This window comes from Nocardia coffeae, from assembly GCF_019890715.1.
GTDB lineage: Bacteria > Actinomycetota > Actinomycetes > Mycobacteriales > Mycobacteriaceae > Nocardia > Nocardia jiangxiensis.
This window is the reverse complement of record NZ_JAINZY010000022.1, coordinates 1-23,552: the sequence shown is the minus strand read 5'-3', so window position 1 is coordinate 23,552 and position 23,552 is coordinate 1. Positions and strand designations below refer to the sequence as shown.

At 62.6% G+C, this 23,552-nt stretch carries 20 protein-coding genes and 1 pseudogene; 10 read left to right on the top strand and 11 right to left on the bottom strand.

All coding sequences use genetic code 11. The features are described 5' to 3' along the window. The first annotated feature begins 120 nt into the window (after nt 1-120). From K7711_RS43405 to K7711_RS43380, 6 genes are all read left to right on the top strand, one after another. Entirely contained in the window at nt 121-906 is a 786-nt protein-coding gene (locus K7711_RS43405; protein WP_222978327.1) for a methylenetetrahydrofolate reductase, read from the top strand. A 50-nt stretch (nt 907-956) separates the two neighbouring features. Beyond that, entirely contained in the window at nt 957-1,877 is a 921-nt protein-coding gene (gene purU / locus K7711_RS43400; protein WP_222978326.1) for a formyltetrahydrofolate deformylase, read from the top strand. A 101-nt stretch (nt 1,878-1,978) separates the two neighbouring features. Next, a complete protein-coding gene (locus K7711_RS43395; protein ID WP_222978325.1) occupies nt 1,979-3,064 on the top strand; it encodes an S-(hydroxymethyl)mycothiol dehydrogenase in 1,086 nt (361 codons plus the stop codon). Beyond that, the gene (locus K7711_RS43390; protein ID WP_222978324.1) at nt 3,061-3,693 is read left to right on the top strand and encodes an MBL fold metallo-hydrolase; all 633 of its coding nucleotides are present in this window, start codon (nt 3,061-3,063) and stop codon (nt 3,691-3,693) included. Before K7711_RS43395 ends, K7711_RS43390 begins: the two co-directional genes overlap by 4 nt. 475 nt (nt 3,694-4,168) lie before the next feature. Next, entirely contained in the window at nt 4,169-5,107 is a 939-nt protein-coding gene (locus K7711_RS43385; protein WP_222978323.1) for a LysR family transcriptional regulator, read from the top strand. A 147-nt stretch (nt 5,108-5,254) separates the two neighbouring features. Next, nucleotides 5,255-6,439 carry an NAD-dependent formate dehydrogenase gene (locus K7711_RS43380; RefSeq protein ID WP_222978321.1) on the top strand — a complete coding sequence of 395 codons (1,185 nt, stop codon included), beginning with the start codon at nt 5,255-5,257 and terminating at the stop codon, nt 6,437-6,439. A gap of 153 nt (nt 6,440-6,592) precedes the next feature. Here K7711_RS43380 and K7711_RS43375 read toward each other — a convergent pair whose 3' ends face one another. From K7711_RS43375 to K7711_RS43360, 4 genes and pseudogenes are all read right to left on the bottom strand, one after another. Then, nucleotides 6,593-8,518 carry an acetoacetate--CoA ligase gene (locus tag K7711_RS43375; RefSeq protein ID WP_372460256.1) on the bottom strand — a complete coding sequence of 642 codons (1,926 nt, stop codon included), beginning with the start codon at nt 8,516-8,518 and terminating at the stop codon, nt 6,593-6,595. A gap of 435 nt (nt 8,519-8,953) precedes the next feature. Continuing rightward, a complete protein-coding gene (locus tag K7711_RS43370) occupies nt 8,954-12,229 on the bottom strand; it encodes a protein kinase domain-containing protein (protein ID WP_222978317.1) in 3,276 nt (1,091 codons plus the stop codon). Between the two features lie 143 nt (nt 12,230-12,372). Continuing rightward, nucleotides 12,373-12,624 (bottom strand): annotated as a pseudogene (locus K7711_RS43365) (aldo/keto reductase); the annotation flags it as partial. Continuing rightward, nucleotides 12,624-13,817 (bottom strand): oxamate carbamoyltransferase subunit AllG family protein, encoded by a 1,194-nt coding sequence (locus K7711_RS43360; protein ID WP_222978312.1) that lies wholly within the window; start codon nt 13,815-13,817, stop codon nt 12,624-12,626. The gene K7711_RS43360 and the pseudogene K7711_RS43365, both read right to left, overlap by 1 nt. Nucleotides 13,818-14,015: 198 nt before the next feature. Here K7711_RS43360 and K7711_RS43355 point away from each other — a divergent pair, with 198 nt between their 5' ends. After that, the gene (locus tag K7711_RS43355) at nt 14,016-14,165 is read left to right on the top strand and encodes a hypothetical protein (RefSeq protein WP_222978310.1); all 150 of its coding nucleotides are present in this window, start codon (nt 14,016-14,018) and stop codon (nt 14,163-14,165) included. 400 nt (nt 14,166-14,565) lie between these two features. On the opposite strand, the gene K7711_RS43350 is transcribed toward K7711_RS43355, so the two are convergent. From K7711_RS43350 to K7711_RS43320, 7 genes are all read right to left on the bottom strand, one after another. Continuing rightward, entirely contained in the window at nt 14,566-15,531 is a 966-nt protein-coding gene (locus K7711_RS43350) for a zinc-binding dehydrogenase (RefSeq protein ID WP_222978308.1), read from the bottom strand. A gap of 48 nt (nt 15,532-15,579) precedes the next feature. Further along, complete coding sequence (locus tag K7711_RS43345) at nt 15,580-16,188, bottom strand: carboxymuconolactone decarboxylase family protein (protein ID WP_222978306.1); 609 nt, start codon at nt 16,186-16,188, stop codon at nt 15,580-15,582. Between the two features lie 155 nt (nt 16,189-16,343). Next, nucleotides 16,344-17,168 (bottom strand): cyclase family protein, encoded by an 825-nt coding sequence (locus tag K7711_RS43340; RefSeq protein WP_222978304.1) that lies wholly within the window; start codon nt 17,166-17,168, stop codon nt 16,344-16,346. A gap of 74 nt (nt 17,169-17,242) precedes the next feature. After that, nucleotides 17,243-18,097, bottom strand: coding sequence for a nitrilase-related carbon-nitrogen hydrolase (locus tag K7711_RS43335; RefSeq protein WP_222978303.1), 855 nt, complete (start codon nt 18,095-18,097; stop codon nt 17,243-17,245). Beyond that, nucleotides 18,094-18,912, bottom strand: coding sequence for a cupin domain-containing protein (locus K7711_RS43330; RefSeq protein WP_222978300.1), 819 nt, complete (start codon nt 18,910-18,912; stop codon nt 18,094-18,096). Before K7711_RS43330 ends, K7711_RS43335 begins: the two co-directional genes overlap by 4 nt. 93 nt (nt 18,913-19,005) lie before the next feature. Then, a complete protein-coding gene (locus K7711_RS43325; protein WP_222978299.1) occupies nt 19,006-19,965 on the bottom strand; it encodes a PDR/VanB family oxidoreductase in 960 nt (319 codons plus the stop codon). A 9-nt stretch (nt 19,966-19,974) separates the two neighbouring features. Further along, complete coding sequence (locus tag K7711_RS43320) at nt 19,975-21,027, bottom strand: Rieske 2Fe-2S domain-containing protein (protein ID WP_222978297.1); 1,053 nt, start codon at nt 21,025-21,027, stop codon at nt 19,975-19,977. A gap of 527 nt (nt 21,028-21,554) precedes the next feature. On the opposite strand from K7711_RS43320, the gene K7711_RS43315 reads away from it, so the two are divergent. The 3 genes from K7711_RS43315 (at nt 21,555) to K7711_RS43305 (ending at nt 23,541) form a co-directional block, all read left to right on the top strand. Further along, on the top strand, nt 21,555-22,148 hold the full coding sequence (locus tag K7711_RS43315) for a helix-turn-helix domain-containing protein (RefSeq protein WP_222978296.1): 594 nt from the start codon (nt 21,555-21,557) through the stop codon (nt 22,146-22,148). Nucleotides 22,149-22,337: 189 nt separating this feature from the next. Further along, complete coding sequence (locus K7711_RS43310; RefSeq protein ID WP_222978295.1) at nt 22,338-22,871, top strand: hypothetical protein; 534 nt, start codon at nt 22,338-22,340, stop codon at nt 22,869-22,871. Between the two features lie 457 nt (nt 22,872-23,328). Further along, complete coding sequence (locus K7711_RS43305; protein WP_222978294.1) at nt 23,329-23,541, top strand: hypothetical protein; 213 nt, start codon at nt 23,329-23,331, stop codon at nt 23,539-23,541. Nucleotides 23,542-23,552: the final 11 nt, after the last annotated feature.

The window sequence follows — 23,552 nt, the reverse complement described above, 5'->3', positions numbered from 1 at the left end:
AAACGCGAGGCGGCTCGCGATGCAGAGGAAGCAGGTCAGCACGTGTATCGAGCGCGCGCAATCAGGGGTGCCGCTACCCAAACCTTGTCGAGGCAAGCAGTCCTCGAACTCGGGTACGAAGTGGTCCCCTTCAAGAAAACCGAAGAGCAAGTGCTCGAGTATGTACCGAACGACGTGCGCCTCACCGTGACCGCGTCGCCGGCCAAGGGGCAGGATGCGACGATCGACCTCAGCGTCGCACTTGCCGGCCATGGCTACACCGTGGCTCCGCACCTGTCGGCGCAGCAGGTCCGTAACCGCGCCCACCTGGCTGACATCATCAGCCGGTGCCGCGCGGCGGGCCTGACCGATGTCTTCGTCGTCGGAGGCGACCCGACCGGCGAACCTACCGAGTTCGGCGATGCCTTGGCACTGCTGCAAGCCATACACGAGCACGAACATGGATTCACAAACATCGGCATAGCCGGTCATCCCGAGGGACACCCCGCCGTTTCCGACGAGGTCTTGTTTCAGGCATTGAAGGATAAAGCGGCCTTGGCCACGCACATCAAAACCCAAATTGTCTTCGACCCGCGCAAGATCCTGGCCTGGTCCCGGGAACTGATGAACCGCGGAATCGACCTGCCCGTGCACGTCGGTGTACCCGGGGCGGTCCACCGACAGAAACTGCTTCGGGTGTCGAGCGGACTGGGCATCGGTGAGTCGGCAAAGTTCTTGAAGAAGCAGCAAAACATGTTCTGGCGGTTTTTCGTCCCTGGTGGTTACAGCCCGAACAAGATCATCAAGGGGATTGCGCCGCAGATCGGGAAGCCCGACAACCACATCGAGGGCTTCCATGTATTCACATTCAACGATCTGGCGCCTACCGAGGCGTGGCGGACGCGGACTCTCCACACCCTCGTGTGACCCGTAGAAGACAGAACCACCCAAGAAACCGCACGGAAGAGAGTGCGCCAATGACCACAACTGCAGCCTCATCGCTCACGCTGCCCCGGTCCGCTTCGGTCCACGGTGTACATGCCACCACCGATCACGGTCGGCTGGTAGTCCGGTGTCCGGACCAACCGGGCATCGTGTCGGCCGTGAGCACCTTCTTGACCAGCGCAGGCGCCAATATCGTGACGCTTGCCCAACACACCACGGACGAGGAGGTGGGCACGTTTTTCCAGCGGACCGAGTTTCACCTGCCGGGTCTGCCCGCGGCACTGGAGGAACTCGAGCGCTCGTTCGCCACGGAGGTGGCCGGGCCCTTCGGTATGCAGTTCCAGTTCAACGAGGCCGCCAGACCCAAGCGAGTGGCGATCTTGGTGTCCAAGACCGACCACTGTGTGCTGGACCTACTCTGGCGCAATCGCCGCGGCGAGTTGGACATGCAGGTACCGATGGTGCTTTCCAATCACGCCGACCTGGCCGATCAGATCCGGCCCTTCGGTGTGCCCTTCTTCCATGTACCAGCTACCAGGGACAACCGGGCCGAAGCTGAGGAGCGGATACTCGAACTGCTGTGCGGCAACGTCGACTTGGTCGTACTGGCCCGCTACATGCAGATCATCACCCCGGAATTCCTCGATCGCGTCGGTGCTCCACTGATCAATATCCATCACTCGTTTCTGCCTGCTTTCATCGGCGCTGGGCCGTATCAGAAGGCCAAGGACCGAGGCGTCAAGCTGATCGGTGCCACCGCCCACTACGTCACCGCCGATCTCGACGAGGGGCCGATCATCGAGCAGGATGTCGTCCGCGTGGACCACCGGCATACAACCGGCGATCTGGTGCGCCTCGGTGCTGACGTGGAGCGTGCCGTGCTGTCCCGCGCCGTGGGCTGGCATCTACAGGACCGCGTCGGTCGGCACGGCAATACCACCATCATCTTTTGACCGAGCCGCACCTGTCCGAACTGCCCTCCGGATGATCAGCCCGCCCCCAGAACACGGATGTCATGGGTCGGCATCACGAACGAATCGAAAAGGACCAATACATGCCACAGCAGGTACGAGGCGTCGTCGCCCGCGCACCGGGCGCACCGGTCGAGGTCACGACCATCGTCATCCCTGATCCCGGCCCAGACGAAGTAGTGGTCGACGTCGCCGCGTGCGGGGTCTGCCACACCGACCTCACCTACCGTGAGGGCGGCATCAACGACGAATTCCCGTTCCTGCTCGGACACGAGGCCGCCGGTGTTGTCGAAAGTGTCGGTGAGGCAGTCGATTCCGTCTCCCCCGGCGACTTCGTCATTCTCAACTGGCGAGCGATCTGTGGTACATGCCGAGCCTGCCGTCGCGGACGCCCGCAGTACTGCTTCGACACCTTCAACGCGTCGCAGAAAATGACCCTCGAGGACGGCACCGAACTCACCGCCGCGCTGGGAGTCGGAGCATTCGCCGACAAGACCCTGGTACACGCGGGCCAGTGCACTCTCGTCGACCCCGCCGTCGATCCCGCGGTCGCGGGCCTGCTCGGTTGCGGAGTCATGGCGGGCCTCGGCGCGTCGATCAACACCGGCAACGTCGGCCGCGGCGACTCCGTCGCCGTGATCGGGTGCGGCGGAGTCGGGAACGCCGCCATCGCCGGTGCCCGCCTAGCCGGTGCCGGCACGATCATCGGCATCGACCGGGACGAACGCAAGCTGCAGTGGGCCAGTGAACTCGGAGCCACCCATACCGTCGATGCCACAGTCACTGATCCTGTTGCCGCCGTGCAGAAACTGACGGGTGGCTTCGGCGCGGATGTCGTCATCGACGCTGTCGGCCGCCCCGAAACCTGGAGACAGGCCTTCTACGCCCGCGATCTCGCGGGCACCGTCGTGCTGGTCGGTGTCCCGACACCCGATATGACCCTGACTATGCCGCTGATCGACTTCTTCTCCCGAGGAGGCGCGCTGAAATCCTCATGGTACGGAGACTGTCTGCCGGCACGTGACTTCCCCACCCTCGTCGACCTGCACCTACAGGGCCGCCTACCCCTGGATAAATTCGTCACCGAACGCATCGGTCTCGACGAGATCGAAAAGGCCTTCGCCACCATGCATTCCGGTGATGTGCTGCGCTCGGTGGTGGTTTGGTGAGCGGGAGCCTTCGTATCGAGCGCGTAGTCACCACCGGAGCGTTCGAACTCGACGGCGGGACCTGGGATGTCGAGAACAACGTCTGGGTCGTCGGTAATGATAACGAGGTCGTTGTCATCGACGCTGCACACGATGCCGAACCCATCATCGCCGCCGTCGGCGGACGCAACGTGGTGGCGGTGATCTGCACCCACGCACACAACGATCACGTGACCGTCGCTCCACAACTCGGCAAAGCACTTTATGCGCCAGTACTTCTACATCCGGCCGAAAAGCAGCTCTGGGAGAGGGTCCACCCGGACCAGTCGTTTTGGCCAGCGACCGACGAGCAACGAATCGCTGTCGCGGGAACCGAGATCGAGATCATCCACACGCCCGGACATTCGCCCGGTTCGGTGTGCATCCACGAGCTCGAAACGAAAGTGCTGTTTACCGGGGATACGCTCTTCTCGGGTGGCCCCGGAGCGACAGGACGCTCATTCTCGGACTTCCCCACAATCATCGACTCGATCCGCGAGCAACTATTTTGCTTACCCGAGGAAACCCTGGTCTATACCGGCCACGGCGCTGGAACCACCATCGGTACCGAGGCGCCCCATCTGGCCGAATGGATTGCCAGGGGAAACTGAATCAGGTGTCGAAAGTTCCCGCGGGCCTGTTCAGCCCTTGATGATTCCGGTGGGCACGGCATACGAGACGCCCTCGCCCTTGAACCGTCACCAAGCCCAGCTGAAATACGTGTCCCGATGCGGTACTAGCTCGGCGGTCCCATGGATATCGCCCTCGCGAACGGCGGGCGTGGTTTCCAACATCTTTCAGCGGGCCTGTGTGCCTTCCTCGGCTCCTCCGATCTCGGCCATTTCGTCACCTACTTCGAGCCGTGCGGCGGCGTATTCGCGAAGCTGCTCGGGGATGCGATCCGCTGGCAGAGCGCCGGAGACTGGGGTACCGGGCGCAGTTTCACCGACCCGAACTGCGGTCTGTGCACCACCCCTGGACGAATGGTGCGGCGGTACGACACCACGTGCGTGTGGGGCCAACTGGACGACGGCGTGGCCGATCACCGGCCGAATATGCAGTGGTCGGGGCGTGGTCGAGTAGATCATGCTGTTTCGCCAGCTCGAATACTTCGTCGCGCTCGCTCGTGAGCGCCATTTCGCGCGAGCCGCCAGTGCCTGTTACGTATCTCAGCCCGCTCTGTCCGAGGCTATCCGGAAGCTCGAACACGAGCTGAACGTCCCACTCGTACGACGGGGCCACGCCTTCGAGGGACTCACTCCGGAGGGCGAACGGCTCGTGCACTGGGCGCGGCGCATCGTGGCCGATCACGATGCGCTCAAACAAGAGGTAGTAACACTGCGGACCGGGCTCACCGGCGCGCTTCGGCTGGGAGTGATCCCTGCTGCGTCGAGTACCGTTGCACTGCTTACCGATCCGTTCTGCGCGGAGCATCCGCTGGTCCGGGTGGACATCGAGACAAGCTTGCGGTCGGCTGATGCCCTCGACCGCATCCGCCGATTCGAGCTGGACGCTGGCATCGTCTACCCCGACGGACAGAACACCGACGATGTTCTCCTCACCCCGCTCTATGACGAGCAGCAGGTGCTCATCGCCGACGCCGGGCTGCTGACTGGGAAACCGGACACCCTCAGCTGGGCCGAGGCGCTGGAGTTACCTATGTGCCTGCTGAATACGGGAATGCGGGGCCGACAACTCATCGATGATGCGCTGGTCACTCAGGATCTCACCGTGACGCCGCAACTCGAGACCGACTCCCTCGTCACGCTGCTCGCCCATGTGGGTACCAGCCGGTGGGCCAGCATCGTTCCGCAAACCTGGTTGTGGACCGTGCGCCCGCCTGCGAACACGCGTGTGCTGCGCCTGGACAACCCTTCGGTCACGGCGCGGGTCGCATTGGTCACCAGCGCAGTCGTTCCCGGTTCCGTGCTGACGCGAGCACTGGTGCAGACCGCCCGCACGGCCGGCCTCGATGCGAAGCTCGGCGTTTCGTCCAGCGGTGCGGACGGCTCGATCGGATGGTGACCGATAACAGACGTGGCTCGATCGGCGCCGCCTATCGGCCGGTCGGCACTGCGTCTTGGACGCCCCCGACGTCGCCCGACAAGACTGAAATCGCTCACGGAGCGACGAATCAAGCGGCGGTACAACCGCTTTCGATAAGGAGTGACTATGGCCAAGATTCTGTGCGTGCTTTATCCCGATCCCGTGACGGGGTACCCACCTGCCTACGCTCGCGACTCGATTCCCAGCCTTGGCGAGTACCCGGATGGCCAGACTTTGCCGAGCCCGTCGGCTGTCGATTTCACGCCCGGCGAGCTGCTGGGATCCGCCTCCGGCGAGCTGGGCTTGCGCAAGTTCCTCGAGGAGCAGGGACATGAACTGGTCGTCACCTCCGACAAGGAGGGGCCGGACTCGGTGTTCGACAGGGAGCTGGCCGATACGGATGTCGTTATCTCCCAGCCGTTCTGGCCCGCCTATCTGACCGCGGAGCGGATCGCCGCCGCACCGAAGCTGAAGCTGGCGCTGACCGCGGGAATCGGGTCCGACCACGTCGACCTGGACGCCGCGATCAAGGCGGGCATCACGGTGGCCGAGGTGACCTTCAGCAACAGCATCAGCGTCGCCGAACACGCCGTCATGCAGATACTCGCGCTCGTGCGCAGTTTCGTGCCGTCGCACGAGTGGGTGGTGAAGGGCGGCTGGAATATCGCGGACTCCGTCGAGCGTGCCTACGACCTCGAGGGAATGGACGTCGGGGTGCTCGCCGCGGGGCGGATCGGTCAGGCGGTGTTGCGGCGGCTGGCCCCGTTTGACGTGCGGCTCCACTATTTCGACACGCACCGCCTGCCCGCCGAGGTGGAACACGATCTCGGTTTGACCTTCCACCCGGACGCGCAGTCGCTGGCGCGGTCGGTCGACGTCGTCTCGATCCACGCTCCGCTGCACCCGCAGACGTATCATCTGTTCGACGCGGGGCTGATCGGTTCGATGCGCCGCGGCTCGTACATCGTCAATACCGCTCGCGCCGAAATCGTTGTGCGCGACGACATCGTGAAGGCGCTGGAATCGGGCAGGCTCGCCGGTTACGCGGGCGACGTCTGGTACCCGCAGCCGCCCGCCGCCGACCACCCGTGGCGGACGATGCCGCACGAGGCGATGACCCCGCACGTCTCAGGCACGACCCTCTCGGCCCAGGCCCGCTACGCCGCAGGCACCCGCGAGATCCTCGAGGACTTCCTCACCGGCCGACCGATCCGCGATACATACCTGATCGTGAACGGCGGCGAATTGGCAGGCACCGGCGCCAAGTCCTACACAGCCGACGGTAGCGCCAGCCCCGGCACTGGCAAATAGTTGCTGGTCCTAGCGCGGGAGCCCTGACCACATACGCCGATGCCGGCCACCCGTGAGCACGGGTGGCCGGCATCGCTGTTCGCGGTCGTTGTCAGTCGCCGGTCCGCCGCGGCATCCGTTCTATCCGTTTCATTGAGGGGATACGGCCTGACGTCACACCCCGCGATCTCGTGCCAATGCCTGTTCCGCGAACCAGTTGAGCAGATCAGGAGCGTCCACCGCGCCGCGATCGACGACGGCAGCCGGATCGGCTCCCTGAAGAATCCGCTTGATCGGGATTTCGAGTTTCTTGCCGGTACGGGTGTGCGGGAATCCGGGCGCGAGGATGATCTCGTCGGGTACGTGGCGAGGCGAGGCGCTGGCGCGGATCTCTGCCTTGATCCGGTCGATCAGCGCCGCATCGAGTTGCACGCCGTCGGTCGGAACGATGAACAACGGCATCCAGTACCCCCCATCCGGTTGCTCGGCACCGATTACCAACGCTTCGGCCACTTCCGGCATTCGCTCAACTGCCTGATAGATGTCGGAGCTGCCCATCCGAATCCCATTGCGGTTCAAGGTCGAGTCCGACCGCCCATGCATCGTGACGCCGCCATGTTCAGTGATCATGATCCAGTCACCGTGCCTCCAGACGCCGGGATAGGCGTCGAAGTAGGCTTGGCGGTAACGAGTTCCGTCCGGATCGTTCCAGAAATAGATGGGCATCGACGGCAGCGGCTGCGTGAGAACCAGTTCACCGACCTGACCGCGCACCGATTTTCCATTGGCGTCGAAGGAGTCCAACGCAACGCCCAGATAGGGACCCGACAGTTCTCCCGGCCACACCGGCACTGTGGGAGTACCGCCGAGGAATGCCGACACCACATCGGTGCCGCCGCTGATCGAGGAAACACGCGCCCCAACATTGTCGCGTAACCACAGCGACAAGGACGGGGGTAACGCAGAACCAGTGACGCCGATGGATCGCAAAGCAGCTAGATCGTGATCGTTTCGCGGAACCACACCGGTCTTCTCGCAGGCGAGTACATAGCCCGGGCTTGTGCCGAGTACGGTGACCTCGCGTCGAGAGGCCAACTCCCACAGCGCATCCGGCCGCGGGAAAGACGGGCTGCCGTCGTAGCAGACGATAGTCGCACCCACCAACAAGCCGGCGACCTGAAAGTTCCACATCATCCAACTCGGGCTGGTGAACCAGAAGAACACGTCGTCGGCACCGATATCGCTGTGTAAGCCAACTGCTTTCAGGTGTTCCAGCAGTACGCCACCATGTCCGTGCACGATACCTTTCGGCAGGCCAGTTGTTCCGGATGAAAAGACCACCCACAACGGATGGTCGAATGCTACCGGTGCCGGATGCAGTTCGGCTGCACCCGATGTCGCGGAATCCCAGTCCAAAAATCCATCTGGTGCGGGATTCATCCTGGAGACCAGGATCGTCGCACGCAGCGTCGGCAAGCCAGCGCGGATATCACGAACTTCATCGACGCGGTCGTGGACCCTACCGCCGTACCGGTAGCCGTCCGCTGCCACCAATACCACTGGTTCCAACTGAGCCAACCGATCCAATGCCGCTTTCGCCGTATAGTCCTGCCCGCACGCACTCCAGATCGCACCGATACTGGCGCTCGCCAGAAATGCGATCACTGCCTCGGCAATGTTGGGCAGGTATCCGACGACACGATCACCCTCGCCCACGCCGAACTCGCGCAGCGTCTGCGCCAACGCGGCCGTGCGGTCCAGCAACTCCTGCCACGAGATCTCGCGCTCGTCGCCATCCTCGTTCAAATCAACGATTGCAGGGCGATCCTCACGAGCGTTACGGACAACCTGGTCGACGTAGTTCAAACGTACCTCCGGAAACCACTGCGCACCAGGCATTTCCGCCGTCGCCAATACGGTCTCTGGCGTAGGCCCGAGTTCGAAGAACTCCCACAGCCTCCGCCAGAAAGTGTCCGGACGCTCCACCGACCATTGCCACAGCTGCCGATAATCGACATCAGCCTTGCCGACGAAACGTGCGAACTCGGTGATCCGAGCGCGTTCTCTCGCCTCGGTGTCCGGTACCCATTGTGGGTCCATTGTCATGCTGTACCTCCTGGAACCGAACGCTCATCTACAACCTGCGTATCGCGACGACCGCTAGGTGCCGTGCAGCCACTCCGGATCAAGGCATGCCCGGCATACGTACTGTTCATTGAATGACCCACATCCCAGGAAACCGACTCGACCATTTATTCTTCAATACATTGATATTCATTTATGTCGAACTTGTCAGCCGACGAACAGCAAAGGCGCCGGCGTCCACTGAATGGGCGCCAGGATGAGCTGATGCCCCGCCCGGCAGCGCAGAATATGATCAGCGGTATCGCAGGCCCTACTCCGCGCTTTGTCCACTGCCGGTGCCTTCCGGCGCATCGACGACCGATATTGCGAAAGCAACATCGCTGGCCTGGCCGACACCACACCGCCTCCCGACGTCTATGTCGAAAGAAGGCCCGGCGAGTTTCCTCGTGGTCAGGTTTGTCTGCGTGCCTCCTCAACCACCCAGGCTGCGATCTGTGCGCGTGAAGTGAAGCCGAGTTTGGTCAGGATGTGCTCGACGTGACCTCCGGCTGTGCGTTGAGAGATCACAAGTTTGGTGGCGATCTGCTTGTTGGTTAGTCCCTGAGCGATGAGGTCGGCGACCTGCAGCTCGCGATTGGTCAATTTACCGGTGGAACGCGAAGTCGAACCGGCATACTCCTCTTCGAGCGCGAAAGCGAGAGCAGCATCCTCGCTCATTGTGCAGCCACGCTGGAATGCCTTGTTGAACTTCTGGGCACCCAGACTGCAACGCGCTGTATGCTCACATTCCCTGTTAAATGGTGACATTTGGACCATCGTGGTGCTGCTCGCGGCTGGCCATAGGTTATTGGCGGCCCCCAACAGCACTGCAGTACGCTCAGCATCGACGTCCGCTACGATCCATGCGAGTGATTGAAGCATGAATGAGGCCGAAACCGGGCTGTTCAACCTGCGATTGAGTCGCAGCGCCGTCCCGAGTAATCGCAGTGCAACATTTCGGTCGCCACGTTGCCAGGCAGCCACACCCATTCCTCTGAAGGCAGCGCAGCGATAGATCAGCTCGCCGGATGGTTCGGTAATCGTCAGCAGCTTTCGGCAGCACGAGTCCGCTCGCAGCAGGTCACCACGCACTTCGTAGGCCCAACCGAGGTAGGTCAAGGCGTGGGCGTACTGCCCGGACGCCTCCTGCGAACGCAGCTTCTCCACCGCGCTTTCGAGTGATGAACATGCGCGGGTGAGGTCGCCACGAAGGAGGGCGAGTGTGCCGTCGGCGTGGTCGATCTGCGCCTGGCTAATAGGCAGCGGGTCCAGTTCGCCGAGCGCGCGCGCCTCTTCCAAGGAAATCTCTGCAGCATGGAAGTCGCCGTGTGCCGCAGCGAGTTGGGTGTTGGCCCGCAGCGCCTTGACGCGAGCGGGTATCGATCGGACGTCGGTATCGGCCAGGGCACGTTCGAGCAAGAACCGACCTTCGCCGTAGAGCCCCCGATAAAACCAGTATTCGTACAATCCCGCAGTGATGCGCAGTGCTGCCTCGGCACCTTCTGCGGTGTCGTCGGAATGCAATGCATCGAGTGCTTCGCGGAGGTTGGGTTGTTCTCGGTCGAGACGGGCTATCCAGGCTGGCTGCCTATCGCTGAGCCATCCGGTCTCAGCATCAAGTGCCAATCGTTGGTACCAGTCGCAGTATCTTCGTCTCAGTTCCTGGTGTTCGCCGGACTCCTGCAGCTTGTGTCGGCCGTACTCTCGCAGTGTCTCCAGCATCCGAAAGCGCACTACCGTGTTGATCTCTTCGCGAACCAGTATCGACTTGTCCACCAGGGACGACAGCACGTCGAGGGCGTCCTGCGGTGACAGGTCCGCACCAGCCACCTGTTCGGCGGCATCAAGCTCGAAGGCGCCGGCAAACACCGTGAGTCGGGCCCAGAATCGTTGCTCGGCCGAGGTACACAGCTGGTAGCTCCAGTCGACACACCACCGCAGTGTCTGTTGCCGCGTCGGCGCGGCGCGACTTCCACGAGTGAGCAATGCGTAGCGGTCATCGAGATGCTGCAAGATCTGGTCGGGCGACATTGAACGTAATCGTGCGGCAGCCAACTCTAGTGCGAGAGGTAGACCGTCGAGGCGGGCGCAGATCTGGGCTACTGCGGATTTGTTGTTCTCGTCGAGCTGGAAGCCTGGCACGGCAGTGGCTGCGCGCTCGGAGAACAACGTCACCGCGTCGAAGCTCGGCAACCCCTCCAACGTGTGCTCCCGGTCCTGATCGGGGATCGTCAACGGCGGCACTCGCACAACCGACTCGCCAACGATATTCAAGGGTTCGCGACTCGTGGCGAGGATCCGAAGATCGGGGCAGCTTCGCAGCAAGGTGCCGGTCAGATTCGCCACGGCTTGTACCAGTTGCTCGCAGTTATCCAATAGCAGCAACGATTTCCGCGAGCTCAGGAACCGAATCAAAACCTCGAGCAGAGACGCGTTCGGCTGATCCCGGACGCCAAGGATGGCCGCTATCTGGTCGACCAGCAACGACGAGTCAGACAGGTCGGAGAGTTCGACCAGCCATGTCCCGTCGCGGAACTTGCGTCGTTCGTTCGACGCGGCACGCAGCGCCAACCGCGTTTTTCCAACGCCCCCGATCCCGGTCAGCGTCACTAGCCTGGATGACTCCAGAAGCTTCTTGACCTGCGCCAACTCGGTCCGACGATTGATGAAACTGGTCAACTCCAAGGGAAGATTCCCACGGCCTCTACCGTTGCCCGGGGCGGCGTCCAACGCGGGCAAATGGCCGACAGGAACCGAGGCCTTCCCGTCACCGAATTCCGCGTTGGAATCGGCCCGTAACGCCATTTCCTCGACTGGGAATCCGTACCGCTGTTGGACCCGGCGAATGGATTCGCCGAACGCCGCGGCCGAAGGACGGTTGCCGGGGCGACGGTTCATGGCCGTTGCCACCAGCGCGGCAACGTCATCAGGCAGGCCGCCGTCGCGTAGGTCCGGCACCGGCTGTGTCGTGATCCGCAGGAACTGGGCCACCACGTTCTCTCCGCTGCGCCGCTCGAAGGCCGCATGGCCGGTGAGCGCGCTGAACAGCGTCGCACCGAGCCCATAGACGTCGGAGGCAGGGCTGGGTGTGTCACCTTCGAGGACCTCGGGCGCGATGAACGCCGGTGATCCAGTCATGGTGCCAGCCGTTGTCTGGAATTCGCCGGCGATGCGTGCGATTCCGAAATCGGTCAATACCGGCTCGCCGTATTCGGTGAGCAGGATGTTTCCCGGCTTCACGTCCCGGTGCACGATATCGAGGCGATGAGCGCTCTCGAGTGCACCAGCAATCTTCACCCCGATCGACAAAACGTTTCCCAGAGAAATCGGACCATGCTTGCGGATCCACGCATCTAATGGATCTGCCCTGTGGTATGGCATCACCAGGTAGGGCTGCCCGCTGGCAGTGGCGCCGACCTCCAGGACGGTCACAATGTTCGGATGCCCGGTCAACAGACCCATAGCCCGCTGCTCGCGAATGAAACGCGCCCTGTTGTCCGCGTCCAGATCTGTGGTCAGCACCTTCACCGCGACCATTCGATTCAGCGCTACCTGCCGCGACCGATACACCACGCCGAAACCACCGCGACCGATCTCTACGGCATCCGTGAAACCAGCAGCTTCCAGCTCCGCCGTGAGCGGAGTCACTACATCACGGCGCGTCCGCAGGGATTCGTCGTCGGTCATCAGTCGCGGGTACATCCTGTGGGTGCCAAGACACCGCATAGCATTCGCCAAGCCCAGCGTATCCTCCCGAGCAGCGACGCGGAGGACATGGCTGGAATACAGACACATTGTGATCTGCGCTAACGATCGTATTCTCGACGGCGATGGCTGACGAGTCCTAGGGAAGCCAGAATGACCTCGTCCCGACGACCCGCAATGACGCGTCCCACGAACTCCTCGTTGACGTAGGGGCCGTACATTTCCGCGGTGTCCAGCAGACTCGCGCCCAGGTCCAGGGCGCGATGGACGGTGGTGACCGCTTCCTGTTGATCGACCGCTCCGTACATCCCCGACGTGTCCATACATCCCAGGCCCATCGCGGGTACACGCAGTCCGCCGAGTGCTGTTGTCCTCATCACGCCGAAACCTCCCGAAACTCGCCCGTCAACCGAGCAAGAGCCGATTCGAAAACCTGAACGGAAACGTCGACGACGCCAGCACCTACACGCCCATGCTCGCCACTCGCATCGAGAATCCCTAGCAGCACCAGGGGGCCTCGTCCTGCCGTGAGGACCTTGCGGACGTCGGTGACAGCGGCGCGCGATCCCAGCCGATCGATAGGAGGGGTGCGCAGGATTTCCATCGGCCGCGCAAGGGCATCCGGTGGCAGTGATCCGGCGAGCACAGATCGCACATCCGGTGCCGTCGACAGCGCCTGCCCACCCAAACCCAGGAAGTCGATCACTGCACTGTCGCCGATGGCAGGCAGCTGCGGCGCGTCGCGATATCGAGGGTCTCGGAATCCGACGATGTCTGGGGCCTCGACTGTTGTCCAGACGCCGGGGGTACCGGACAGTTGGATGCCGAAGTCGACTCCGTTGCTACCCGCCCGGGTAACCATCGCCGAGCCCGGGATCCCGTCGACGAGCGACAGTATCGAGGAGGCCGCGGCCATCCAGATGTTCAGTGCGAAAGCGGGTGCACTGTCGAGAAAGCTCAGTACTCGATCCGACAGCGTGCTGCCCGCCCGACCGACTAGGGCTTCGACGAGGCCTCGCGAGCCTGCCACCGTTCGGCTGTGGCCGTCATCGCCTTCGGAGAGTGATTCGCGGAGTATGCCGAGAAGGGGAAGCGGCTCATGGAGAACGCCTTTCAACCAGCCTGCCAGTTCAGTATCGATCCATCGCCGGTGGGCGAGGAGAGTCGAATCCCGGCGGCCGAACATCGCCGACTGCGCGACTCCTTCGTGGAGCGGCACATACCGAGGATCGGCATCGGCGCCAGCCGATACAGCCGCCAGACACATCGACGGCGACACGACTCCGGCGAGAGGTACTACCACTCCGACGTCTTGTGCGGGCGACAGGCATACGCCACCGCGCATGACCAGGGCGGCAGCTTCCTCGAACGTAGCGGCCCAGCCCTCGTAAACACACGCGAACACCAAGGAGTTCACTACCGGAGCAGGGATTGCGGCGGGCCGGCGGAATGGCGGCCCTGCATGTAGTAGCCATCGATGTTCGTCCTGGATCACCGAGCCAGCCAGTGTGACGTCGAACCAGCGCGGGTCCGCCGTGGCAAGGGCTGCGATCGCTTCCGACTCTCCCATGCAACCTCCTCCGAATTTTCATAAAAGCACTGGCTCGCTTCACCGCGATGGGTTTATGGGATCTCCCGCCTTCGACTTCTCAGCTGCCCTCTAAGGTGCTAACCCGAAACTGCGCTGGGAGCCAGTATCGCGTGGAGTCCACGTATGTATTGACTATCGGCTGCGACCGCCTGGTCATCATCGGCACGGACCGCGCCGATGTTGTTGTCGCTGGTCTGCCTCGGCGGGCTTGGCCAGGTGGTCTCGGCTGGTGATGACAACGGCGCGAAAGGCCCCGGCGCCTACGACTCGGCACAGATCACGGCGACCCAAAATACGGTTTACGGCAGCAATCTGGCACCCAGATGATCACCACAGATCTGACCACTGAGGATAGTATCTCCGCACGATCTCGTGCCAAATGCGGCCCAGTCGTGACAACAGTGGGGCCCCTGGTATGTCCGGGCCTTGCTCATGTTCCTCTTCGAAGGGTTGATCCGGGTAGTCGTACATGTGAGCACTCCTGACAAGCTTCACGCCGATGGAAATATTCGAGAACGAAATGGTTTGCGTGCTTTTACCGCGCCTCACGTCGCTCTCTTTCTGGAAATGGAGAACGATTCAGCTAATCTCGCCCCAAAACTGTGTCCGTCAGAAGCTCTCACTACTCGGTAACGTGGCTTTCATATCTCGGGATGAGAGAACCCCCATGCGGGGCTCTACACGGGCGGAGATATTCATCTCGCGTCCAGCGCCACCGGTCGACCGACTAGGGAATGAGCAGCACCTTGCCTGTGGACCGACGGTCGGCGAGCATTTCCAATGCCCGCTCAGCCTCCTCGAGCGGCCGTGTCTGCCCTATGTGGACGTGCAGCGTGCCATCGGCGACAAGTGCAAACAGCTCCTGCGTGCGTCGGGCGGCAACGGCGGGGTCCCCGGTGAAGTGCCGTCCCTGCGTACGAGTGAGATAACGGGAGCCCGATCCCAACGCATCCAACGGGATGTCGGCTTCCTCCCCGCTTGCTGCTCCGTAGAGAACAAGTGCGCCTTGAACAGCGAGGGACTCCACAAGTTTTCGCGCAACGTCGCCGCCGACTGCGTCGTAGACGGCGCTCACGCCGCCGGGGATGATCAGGCGAATTTGCTCGGCAAGGTCATCGGAATAGAACAGGACATGTCTCGCGCCGACGGACTGTACAAGGTCTTTCTTTTCGGGACTGGATACAACACCGATGACTTCCACGCCGCGTGCAACGAGGAGCTGGATCAGCAGAAGCCCGACTCCTCCCGCAGCAGAAGTGACGACCGCCGTCGATCCTTCACGCAGGGGCCAACCGTCGACGGCGAGGTAGTGCGCGGTCATGCCCTGGAAGAGCAGCGCTGCTGCAGTACGGTCGTCGACCCCGTCCGGCACCAGATAGAAGGCCTCCGCGGGAGCGACGACCTCGTCGGCGAAACTTCCGGGTACTCGCGTCCAGGCGACCGAGTCTCCGACAGCAACAGAAGTGACTGTCGCACCGACCTCGGCGACGATTCCCGCGCCCTCGGTTCCGAGGGCCTGTCCAGGCTCTGTGTGCACCTGGCCTCGCAGTTGCATGACTTGCCAGAAGTTGAGTCCGGCCGCCCGCACCCGTACCCGAACCTCATCGGCTTGTATTGGAGCAGAAGGGGTTTCGACGATGCGTGTGCGGCGTCCGTGCTCGAGGAACTCGGTCAGTTCAACGACGTGCGGCATAATGGCTCCCGTTCTTGTAGCGCGAGTGGGGTCGAGGGGCGACCACGGTCAGTGGGCGTGGTGATGATCGGCGGGATCTGCCGGGTTTCTCCCCGGGACCCCGATGACGAATACCTGCATCAGTTGGGCCAGCGTGCGGTAATACCCGACCAGTACCGTGAGGTTGATCATCTGCTCGGCGCTCAAATGTTCTTCGGCCGAGGCGAACTCGCTGTCGGTGACCACATTCGACGAAAGCAGGTTCGCACAGAACACTGCGGAAGCATTCTCGGTCGGGTCATCGCTGTGGAATCCACCGACCGCCAGGCTCAGTAGCTCGTCGTCCGTGAGGCCGACAGCGCGGCCGACCCGCTCGTGCGCCCACCATTCGAACTCGCTACCCATGGCCTGGGCGACCTGCAGGATCGCGATTTCGCGGATTCGAGCGGTCAGGTCGGTGCGGAATCTGATCGCCGCGCCGAGGTCCTGAAGAACCGCGCCGATCCCCGGGGCGTGCAACATGACGCCGAACGGGCCATTGAGCGAACCGTCTTCGGCGAGCAGGGGAAAATGCTGCGGACCTTTTGCACGATCACCCCCGGCTATCAGGTCGTACACAGCGCGTTGCGCGTCGTCGAGGTCCTCGGGTGTCAGGCGTCGGAGACGTTCGGTAGTCATCGGATTGCTTCTCCAGCGGGGAATGCCGTCTCGGGTGCCGTAGCGGGAGCCCTGCGCACGGCCGATTGCTGGGCCGTCACGTGACGTGCATAGGTGTTCGGGGAAGGTCCGGTCGTGCATCGCTACAGTCCGTGCGGCGAACGACCGGAGCCGGGTCAGTTCGCGAGTCCTTCGATGACTTCGTCGGTGCCGCAGTCGAAGAAGGCCATGATGCGGCAGGGGCAGGCTTCGCCGCCCTCGATTTTCCAAGGGAAGGCACCAATGATCGCCCGCTGATTGAGGACCGTCTTCAGGTCGCCACCGATGTTCTCGGCATGAATGCACCCGTCCTGGAAGGCGAGGTGATGCATCGGGAAGATGTCCGAGGTGATCTCACGACCCGACTTGTGATGGGTGTATGTGTACTCGCCGAGGAATTCCTTGTATGACTTTCCGACGTGCTTCTCGAACTGTTCGAGCAGGTCCGGACGCATATTGCGGATAGTGGTGTTCATCGGGTGATCACCGGAACCGGCATCGATGCCCCACCAGCGGATCTCCATGTCGGCCATCCACCTGGCCAGCCGGGGACTTCCGCCCGGATGCATGGTGAAGTATCGCACCAGGTCTTGTTTGGGCATGCCCTGGTAGTAGTCGATGAATCCGGTGTGGATGATCAGGATGTCGCCCTTTTTCACCTCGACCTTCGAGGTAATGTGCTCGGGCTCGATGAAATCCCAATCCTTGCATTCGTCGGAAACGTCGACGATGGCGCCGGGGTGGATGAGTTTGTCGAGGGGCAGCGATGCCATGTCGAGCCCACCGTCGGTGCCGTGCATCGGTCCGTCCAGGTGCGTACCCGAATGCAGAGACGTCTCGATCCGCTGGGAGACGATCTGGTTCGTCTGCAGGTTCTGCGTGTAGTACATCTTGCCGCCGGGATACCCCACCCAGCCGGGTGTGTGGAGGCCCCACGGATGGGTCAGGTCAACGATTCTCATTTATTTCTTTCCTCTCTCAGAAGTGCGGGCGATCCGGATGATGTAGGGACACAAACGCTTTCGAAATTCGGATCTCATTGCGGCTGATGGTTGTAGGAGAGGCCGTACACGTCGGTACGGCGATCTTCTCGAGGACGGATCAGTTCCCCCCGCACGCGCGCGGCGCGACCTTCTGCGAGGTCGATCCGCGCCAACGCGGAATCCGCAGATGTGCGAGACAGCGGCCCCGCGAGCAGCGTTCCGTATGCGTCGAAGCCTGCCGACCCGCCCAAGGTGGCGGGCCCGTCGTGCGATGCCCCGGCTACCTGGGAGACAGCGACCACGGCGACCTGATCCAGATTCGCCTGCGCGCGGATGGCATCGACATGACCCGTCGCTCCGGTCGCCGGTACCGATTTGTCGAAGCCGCCTACCCAGGCAGCGGGTGCGAGAACGATATCGGCACCGCGCAGAGACAACGAACGCATCACTTCGACGAAGCGCAGGTCGTAGCAGATGCAGACGCCGATCGTTCCGAACTCGGTCTCGACTATCGGAAGTCCGAGATCGCCTGGGGTGTAGGCGATCTTCTCCCTGTCGAAGAGGTGCAGTTTGCGATAGTGCAACAGCAGACCTTCGGGCCCGACAACGGCGACCGAGTTGAACAGCTTGCCTGCCGCGCGCTCGCAGAACCCGTAGGCCACCAGGCCGTGATGACGGCTGGCAAGCTCTCCGAGGGCACTAGCACTCGGGCCGTCGACAGCTTCCGCCACAGCGTTGGCGTCGGCTGCATCGGTGACGTATCCGCTGATCGTCAGCTCCGGCAGGACGACGATATTCGCACCCGCCTCGAACGCCACTTGCGTTCGTCCGCAGGCCACTGCACGATTCCGCTCGGATCGTCCGGCAACGACGTCGAGTTGTTCGAGTGCAACATTGACGACCGTCACGGGAGCGTCAAACCTGGTGCGAGAGCTTCGACATCGGCTCCGGCGGCACGCAGCATGTCCAAGTCGGCGGGGCACGGGCCACCGACGCTGACGACCCGTTCGCCCTGGTCCGCGGCTACCGCATGCCAAAAGCCGATCTCGATGTGGATAGTGTCGCCAGGGCCGACCAGGAACTTCTCGCCCGTCGTCACATTCTCGGCTGTCGCATGCCCTTCGAGGATGTGGATCGTGTCCTCGGAGTATGCATGTACGTGCTCTCTGTTACGTTCCCCGGGTTCGAGGACGACGTAGTTCATGTTGGCTGTGATCGCGCCGTCGCCCAACCACACCACCAGCCGCGCGTCACGGGAGATGAACGGTACTTTCATGCCCGCAATATCGCGGTGGCGCAGGGTGATCCCCCGCGTGGAGTGTCGATCGGGTGTGCGGACACCGAGGCTGGGGTCCACCGGGCTGGGCCCGCCGACTACGCGAGCGCCCGTCGTGGACGACAGCGTGTAGCTTGTGCCAGGCTTGACGTGGAGCATGGCTCCTTCGCCGAGATCATGACTGATGTCGTCGTACACCAGGTGTTCGGTGACAGTGACGGTCCCGGAGTTCATGTAGTAGACAGCCTCACCCGTGTGGGCCAGAGCATTCGTGGTGCTGTCCGGGCCGAACTCGAGGTTGTAGAGGCTGCGGCACTTCGCGCCGAGGCTCGGGCCGACCATCTCCTGCCAGACCCCGCCCTGAACGAGTCCCAAATCCTCGCCCCAGTCCTGCCGGGATACGACGCGCATCCCGACGGGAGTGCGCTTTCCTTTGTCCGAGGTCATTTTCATTCTCTCCCTTGGTAATTCGGGTCTCGCGGTACGACTGCGTTGGAGTTGCCGTGGCTGGTGTCCCAGGGCGTACCGCACAGGAGGGCTTCAGATGTCGAGGACGAGGTCACCGTCCCGAGCGCGAGAACAGCAAATCGCCATCGTCGCGCCGGCATCGTGTTCGGCCGGTGTTTTCACCGCGTCGCAGTGACTTACGGCGCCGGAGAGCACCTTGACCTCGCACGCTCCGCAGGTTCCTTCTTCGCAGGAGTAATCGACGTCGATGCCTTCGGCCAGGCACGTCTCGAGAATCGTCTGATCGACGGGCACGTCCAGGACGGTCCCCGATCGCGCGAGCGTCACCTTGAACCCCTCATTCGGCTGGCGCGGCCCGATAGAGACGACAGCGGAAAATCTTTCGAGGTGAACACGTTCGGGGGCTCGATCGGCGCTCGCCGCAGTGAACGCGTCGAGCATCGGCGACGGACCGCAACAGTACAGGTGGGCATCCGGCGATGTCGCCGCCACGACTTCCCCGATGCCCAGGCTCCCTCCGGGAGTATCGCCGGTTTCGACCAGCCGAACGTTCGATTGCGATTCCAGCTCCGTGAAGAACACGAAGTCGTCCGACGTACGAGCCCAGTAGTACAGATCCACCGGCCGCCCCAGACGGCTCAGGGTCCGATACATGTTGATCAAAGGGGTGATCCCGATCCCCCCGGCGAGCAGCGCCACCGGTCCGTCATCGGCCACGAGCGGAAAGTTGTTGCGCGGCTCCGACAATGTGTACAGGTTCCCCACCACAGAGGTCTCGTGCAAAGCGCGAGACCCGCCGCGGCCATTGAGATCGCAGCGCACGCCGATGATGTACTCGTCCAGGACATCACCGGAATTGATCAGCGAGTACTGGCGGGTGTACGTGTCATTGATGATGACGTCGATGTGCGCGCCGGGCTCGGCTCCGGGCAGGGCATCCCCGTGTGCAGATCCGAAGTGATACAGGTTGATTTCGCGTGCACCGTATTCGATCCGGTTCAGACGCGCTGTCAGCAAAGGTGTCTTGGCCATGTCGATCCTTCAGATCACGCCGTAGGTGATGCCGAGCTCGCGTAGCCAGCCTCGGTACTTCTGGCCCATGAGGTCGGTGCGGTGGTGCAGCTCGTACCGCAGCTCCGCCGGGATCCGTTCGGGGCGTTGGGTAGCCACGATCCGCTCGTCCTGGGTGAAGACCGTGTCGAGCCTGCTGGCGATCTGCTCGGCGCTCGCCGCACCCTCAACCGTCACCGAGGCGCAGATGCGCATGATGCAGTGCGTCTCGTCGACGGGTTGCGAGGTGCAGTAGATGTTGAAGTCCACGTCCTTGTCCGAAATGGGCTGACGGTTCTCGTCGACGTCCTGCATCCTCTTGCTCAAGCTCGCCACTAGAGGCCGCATACTGCGGTAGGTGTAGTTCGCGAGGATCGGGTTCCCGCGCGCATCGCCGTAGGGCTGGAACACCGGAATCTCCGACGTGACCAGACCGCGGTCGTCTCGCTCCACCGTGTACGCCGTCACGCTGTCCGGGTCGTCCTCCACACCGTTGATCCCGCCGTGCACAAAGGGAAAGTGGGTCACGTCGAGGAAGTTTTCTATGGCGCGAAAGCCGTTGGACCCGAAAGCATATGGGCCTGCGTGGACCTTCTTGTATCCGTCGTCGGACCACTCGGGGAACACCGGAATATCTGCCTGGGGCTGCCCCAGGCACACCCACACAAACCCATAACGTTCCTCGACCTGCCACGGGAACGCGACGGCCTTCTTCATCGGCTTCTCCGTCGGCGCCGCCGGGATCTTCGTGCACACGGCGTCGCTGTTGTACCGCCATCCGTGATACGGGCAAATGACGTGGTCGTTCTTGATCTCGCCGGCCGATAGGCGCGCACCGCGGTGCACGCACAGGTCCTCCCATACATGCACCCGGCCGCCGCCGTCACGCCACACCACCAGGTCGCGCTCGAGCAGCCGCGCCGAATTAAGCTCTCCTGGAACGAAATCCGTGATGAACCCGACGACATGCCATTCGTTCAACATGACCGGGTCCTGGCAGCCATCATTGGCCGTGGTCAGAGGACGGCGGTTGGCGACAGCCATCGCGTTTCTCCCTACTTTGTGCAGGATCGGCCGGGTAGAACCACCGACCGAGCGTCAGGCGTTGAAAATAATTTCTATGTCATTGAACTTTAGGGCCGCGTTGGTGTCAACAGGCGCCCCGGAAACCGCCTCGCAACCGGGTCCCCATCGACGCCACCGCGGCACGTTGCCACGTTCCGCGAACGGGTCGCCGCCGACTGACACAGAGCGGGGCCGCGACGCAACCCCACAGAGACGAGAGACCATAATTCGACCACATTCGACCACATTCGACCAGGTCATATGCATATTTCCCGCCTTGACGCCAACGTCCGCAACGGCAGCGGACGGCTGGCGGATTCGGCTACGACCCGTTGTCGCAACCCGACGCTCGAATGCCTGGACAAGCCGGGGCGCAACGCCTGCCGCCCAGAGCGGAACGCCCCTGTGGACTATCATCTGATTGAAATTGCTTTCACGCTGACACGCGTGGCGAGCGCACAGGGGTCGACTGACGACGCAGCAGTGAGAGGTTCCGAGGATCAATGGTGGCACCAACTACCCAAGATGCCGAGCAGCCCGACGAACAGCACGCCAGCGAAGCGATCAGCAGAATCGGGTCTCGTATCCGAACCCGTCGCCGAGAAGCCAGATTGACGCTCAACGATCTCGCCAGCCAGACCGGCGTGAGCGTGTCCATGCTGAGCATGCTGGAACGCGGCCTGGCGAGCGCATCGGTCGGCACATTGATTGCGGTGGCATCAGCGCTGAAGATCCCGATGCAGGAGCTCTTCGAAGAAGACGGCGAAGACGACTCGCCGGTGACCCTCAAGCAGGACCAACCGGAGATCGTATCTGCCGAGGGAGTGATCTGGCGCCTGGCACACAACTCGCCCAAAGACGGACTCGAGGTCACCGTCAACGAGTACGAGCCGGGAACCGCCAGCGCCGAAAACCCGACACACCACCGCGGACGCGAGTTCGGTGTCCTCATCCAGGGGACGCTGGTCATCGAAGTGAACGACCAGGCGTACACCCTCAAACCAGGCGACGCTATCGCCTACGACTCACAGATCCCGCATCGTCTCGTCAACCGTAGCCGGTCGAAGGCCCGCGCGGTTTGGGTGAACCTCACCAGGTAGCACCTCTCTGCTCTTGCAACACGTGATCGAAAGCTTCTCCCCCGCTCCTACCGCGAGGCGATACACTCTCCGCTGCTTGATAATTCGCTCGACACCCGGGGGTGTTGCCGGTACCCCTGCCAACAAGCAAACCGCATCAGCCGTTGCCTGCCCAGGGGCGATGCTGTCCACCTACCATCGAGACCGTCCATGGGTATCTCTGGTTCGGACACCGCGTTCACGGAATTTGGCAAGCACAGTGGTGTGAGCGACACCCAGATATCGGCCGACCCGAGCCAGGGACCAACCAAGGTTGTAAAGATGGATTGCGTGATCAACCTGATCCGGGGAAAGCCCGCGGCGGCGCATCGGCACGTCGTGACGGCGCAGAATATCGCCGACCGTACGCCGATCGATACCGAACCGGGCACCCAACTGATACACCGTCTCTCCAACCTTGTATCCGGCGATGAGTTCCTGGATCTGATCGGTGCCGAGTTGGCGGGCCCGCCCGGGTTTGGGGCGATCGGCGGGCGGTGGACCGGGTGTTGTGGTGTCGGGAAGCTTCCGACGCAGCGCTTCCAGGACTTCTACCTGCGGTTTCGGGTTATAGTAAGCTCCCCCAAGGTCCACCATTTGGTTCAAAAAGCGGTATTGACCAGAGGAAATGCCGCAAAGCAAGCAAGGCGGCAGGACTTGCTTGCAATACTATTCTCACTGGTCACAGCCATTTTCGTGTTCTAGTAGTCCTCGCAAGGTGGTTTCTCATGGCCTGGCGTTGATCATGTCCGGAACAGACGAACTCAGCCGACTCGGCGAGTGACCTTGTACAGCATCAAGACCGGCACCGTCCGTGAGAGTCGCGTGTGCGGACACCGCGCTCACGCAACTGGTTCAGCACGGTGACCGGATCAACAGCGAAATGCCCGGCGACCCGGGACAAAGACCAGCCAATACCGTACAGAGCGACGGCTTCGCCAATCTGTGCGACAGACAATCCACGCCGCCGCAGCGGAACACCGCACCGATGCAGGATCGCACTCACAGTCCGGCGATCGACACCGAACCTGCCGCCCAGCTCCGACATCGTCGCACCCGATAGGTAGCCCTGGACCAGGGTCTGAACCTCATCCTGGTCGAGTCGACGCGCCCGCCGCCGCGGGACCCGGCCGACGGGCGCGGGTGGCGGCAGCTGTGGGGCATGATCACCGGCCGCCACTGGACCGTCACACGCATCCGGGTGATCGACCGCCTGCTGTTCGGCGAGTCCGATCAGTACTGCCGCGATCTTCCCGACATCGGGCGGGTCGCGGCGCACCCCCAACACACGAAGCTCACCCCATCGAGTAAGGGACTGCTGCAGGATGAGGTGACAGTTTCGGTCACGCGGCCTGACTGGCCGGTGGGGTCATGATTGTCTCGTAT

Coding starts and splice junctions, on each gene's coding strand:
- purU (WP_222978326.1), top strand. CDS start 957: ATGACCACAACTGCAGCCTCATCGCTCACGCTGCCCCGGTCCGCTTCG.
- K7711_RS43395 (WP_222978325.1), top strand. CDS start 1,979: ATGCCACAGCAGGTACGAGGCGTCGTCGCCCGCGCACCGGGCGCACCG.
- K7711_RS43385 (WP_222978323.1), top strand. CDS start 4,169: ATGCTGTTTCGCCAGCTCGAATACTTCGTCGCGCTCGCTCGTGAGCGC.
- K7711_RS43380 (WP_222978321.1), top strand. CDS start 5,255: ATGGCCAAGATTCTGTGCGTGCTTTATCCCGATCCCGTGACGGGGTAC.
- K7711_RS43375 (WP_372460256.1), bottom strand. CDS start 8,518: ATGGACCCACAATGGGTACCGGACACCGAGGCGAGAGAACGCGCTCGG.
- K7711_RS43370 (WP_222978317.1), bottom strand. CDS start 12,229: ATGACCGACGACGAATCCCTGCGGACGCGCCGTGATGTAGTGACTCCG.
- K7711_RS43360 (WP_222978312.1), bottom strand. CDS start 13,817: ATGGGAGAGTCGGAAGCGATCGCAGCCCTTGCCACGGCGGACCCGCGC.
- K7711_RS43355 (WP_222978310.1), top strand. CDS start 14,016: ATGTTGTTGTCGCTGGTCTGCCTCGGCGGGCTTGGCCAGGTGGTCTCG.
- K7711_RS43350 (WP_222978308.1), bottom strand. CDS start 15,531: ATGCCGCACGTCGTTGAACTGACCGAGTTCCTCGAGCACGGACGCCGC.
- K7711_RS43345 (WP_222978306.1), bottom strand. CDS start 16,188: ATGACTACCGAACGTCTCCGACGCCTGACACCCGAGGACCTCGACGAC.
- K7711_RS43340 (WP_222978304.1), bottom strand. CDS start 17,168: ATGAGAATCGTTGACCTGACCCATCCGTGGGGCCTCCACACACCCGGC.
- K7711_RS43330 (WP_222978300.1), bottom strand. CDS start 18,912: ATGACCTCGGACAAAGGAAAGCGCACTCCCGTCGGGATGCGCGTCGTA.
- K7711_RS43325 (WP_222978299.1), bottom strand. CDS start 19,965: ATGGCCAAGACACCTTTGCTGACAGCGCGTCTGAACCGGATCGAATAC.
- K7711_RS43320 (WP_222978297.1), bottom strand. CDS start 21,027: ATGGCTGTCGCCAACCGCCGTCCTCTGACCACGGCCAATGATGGCTGC.
- K7711_RS43310 (WP_222978295.1), top strand. CDS start 22,338: ATGGGTATCTCTGGTTCGGACACCGCGTTCACGGAATTTGGCAAGCAC.
- K7711_RS43305 (WP_222978294.1), top strand. CDS start 23,329: ATGATCACCGGCCGCCACTGGACCGTCACACGCATCCGGGTGATCGAC.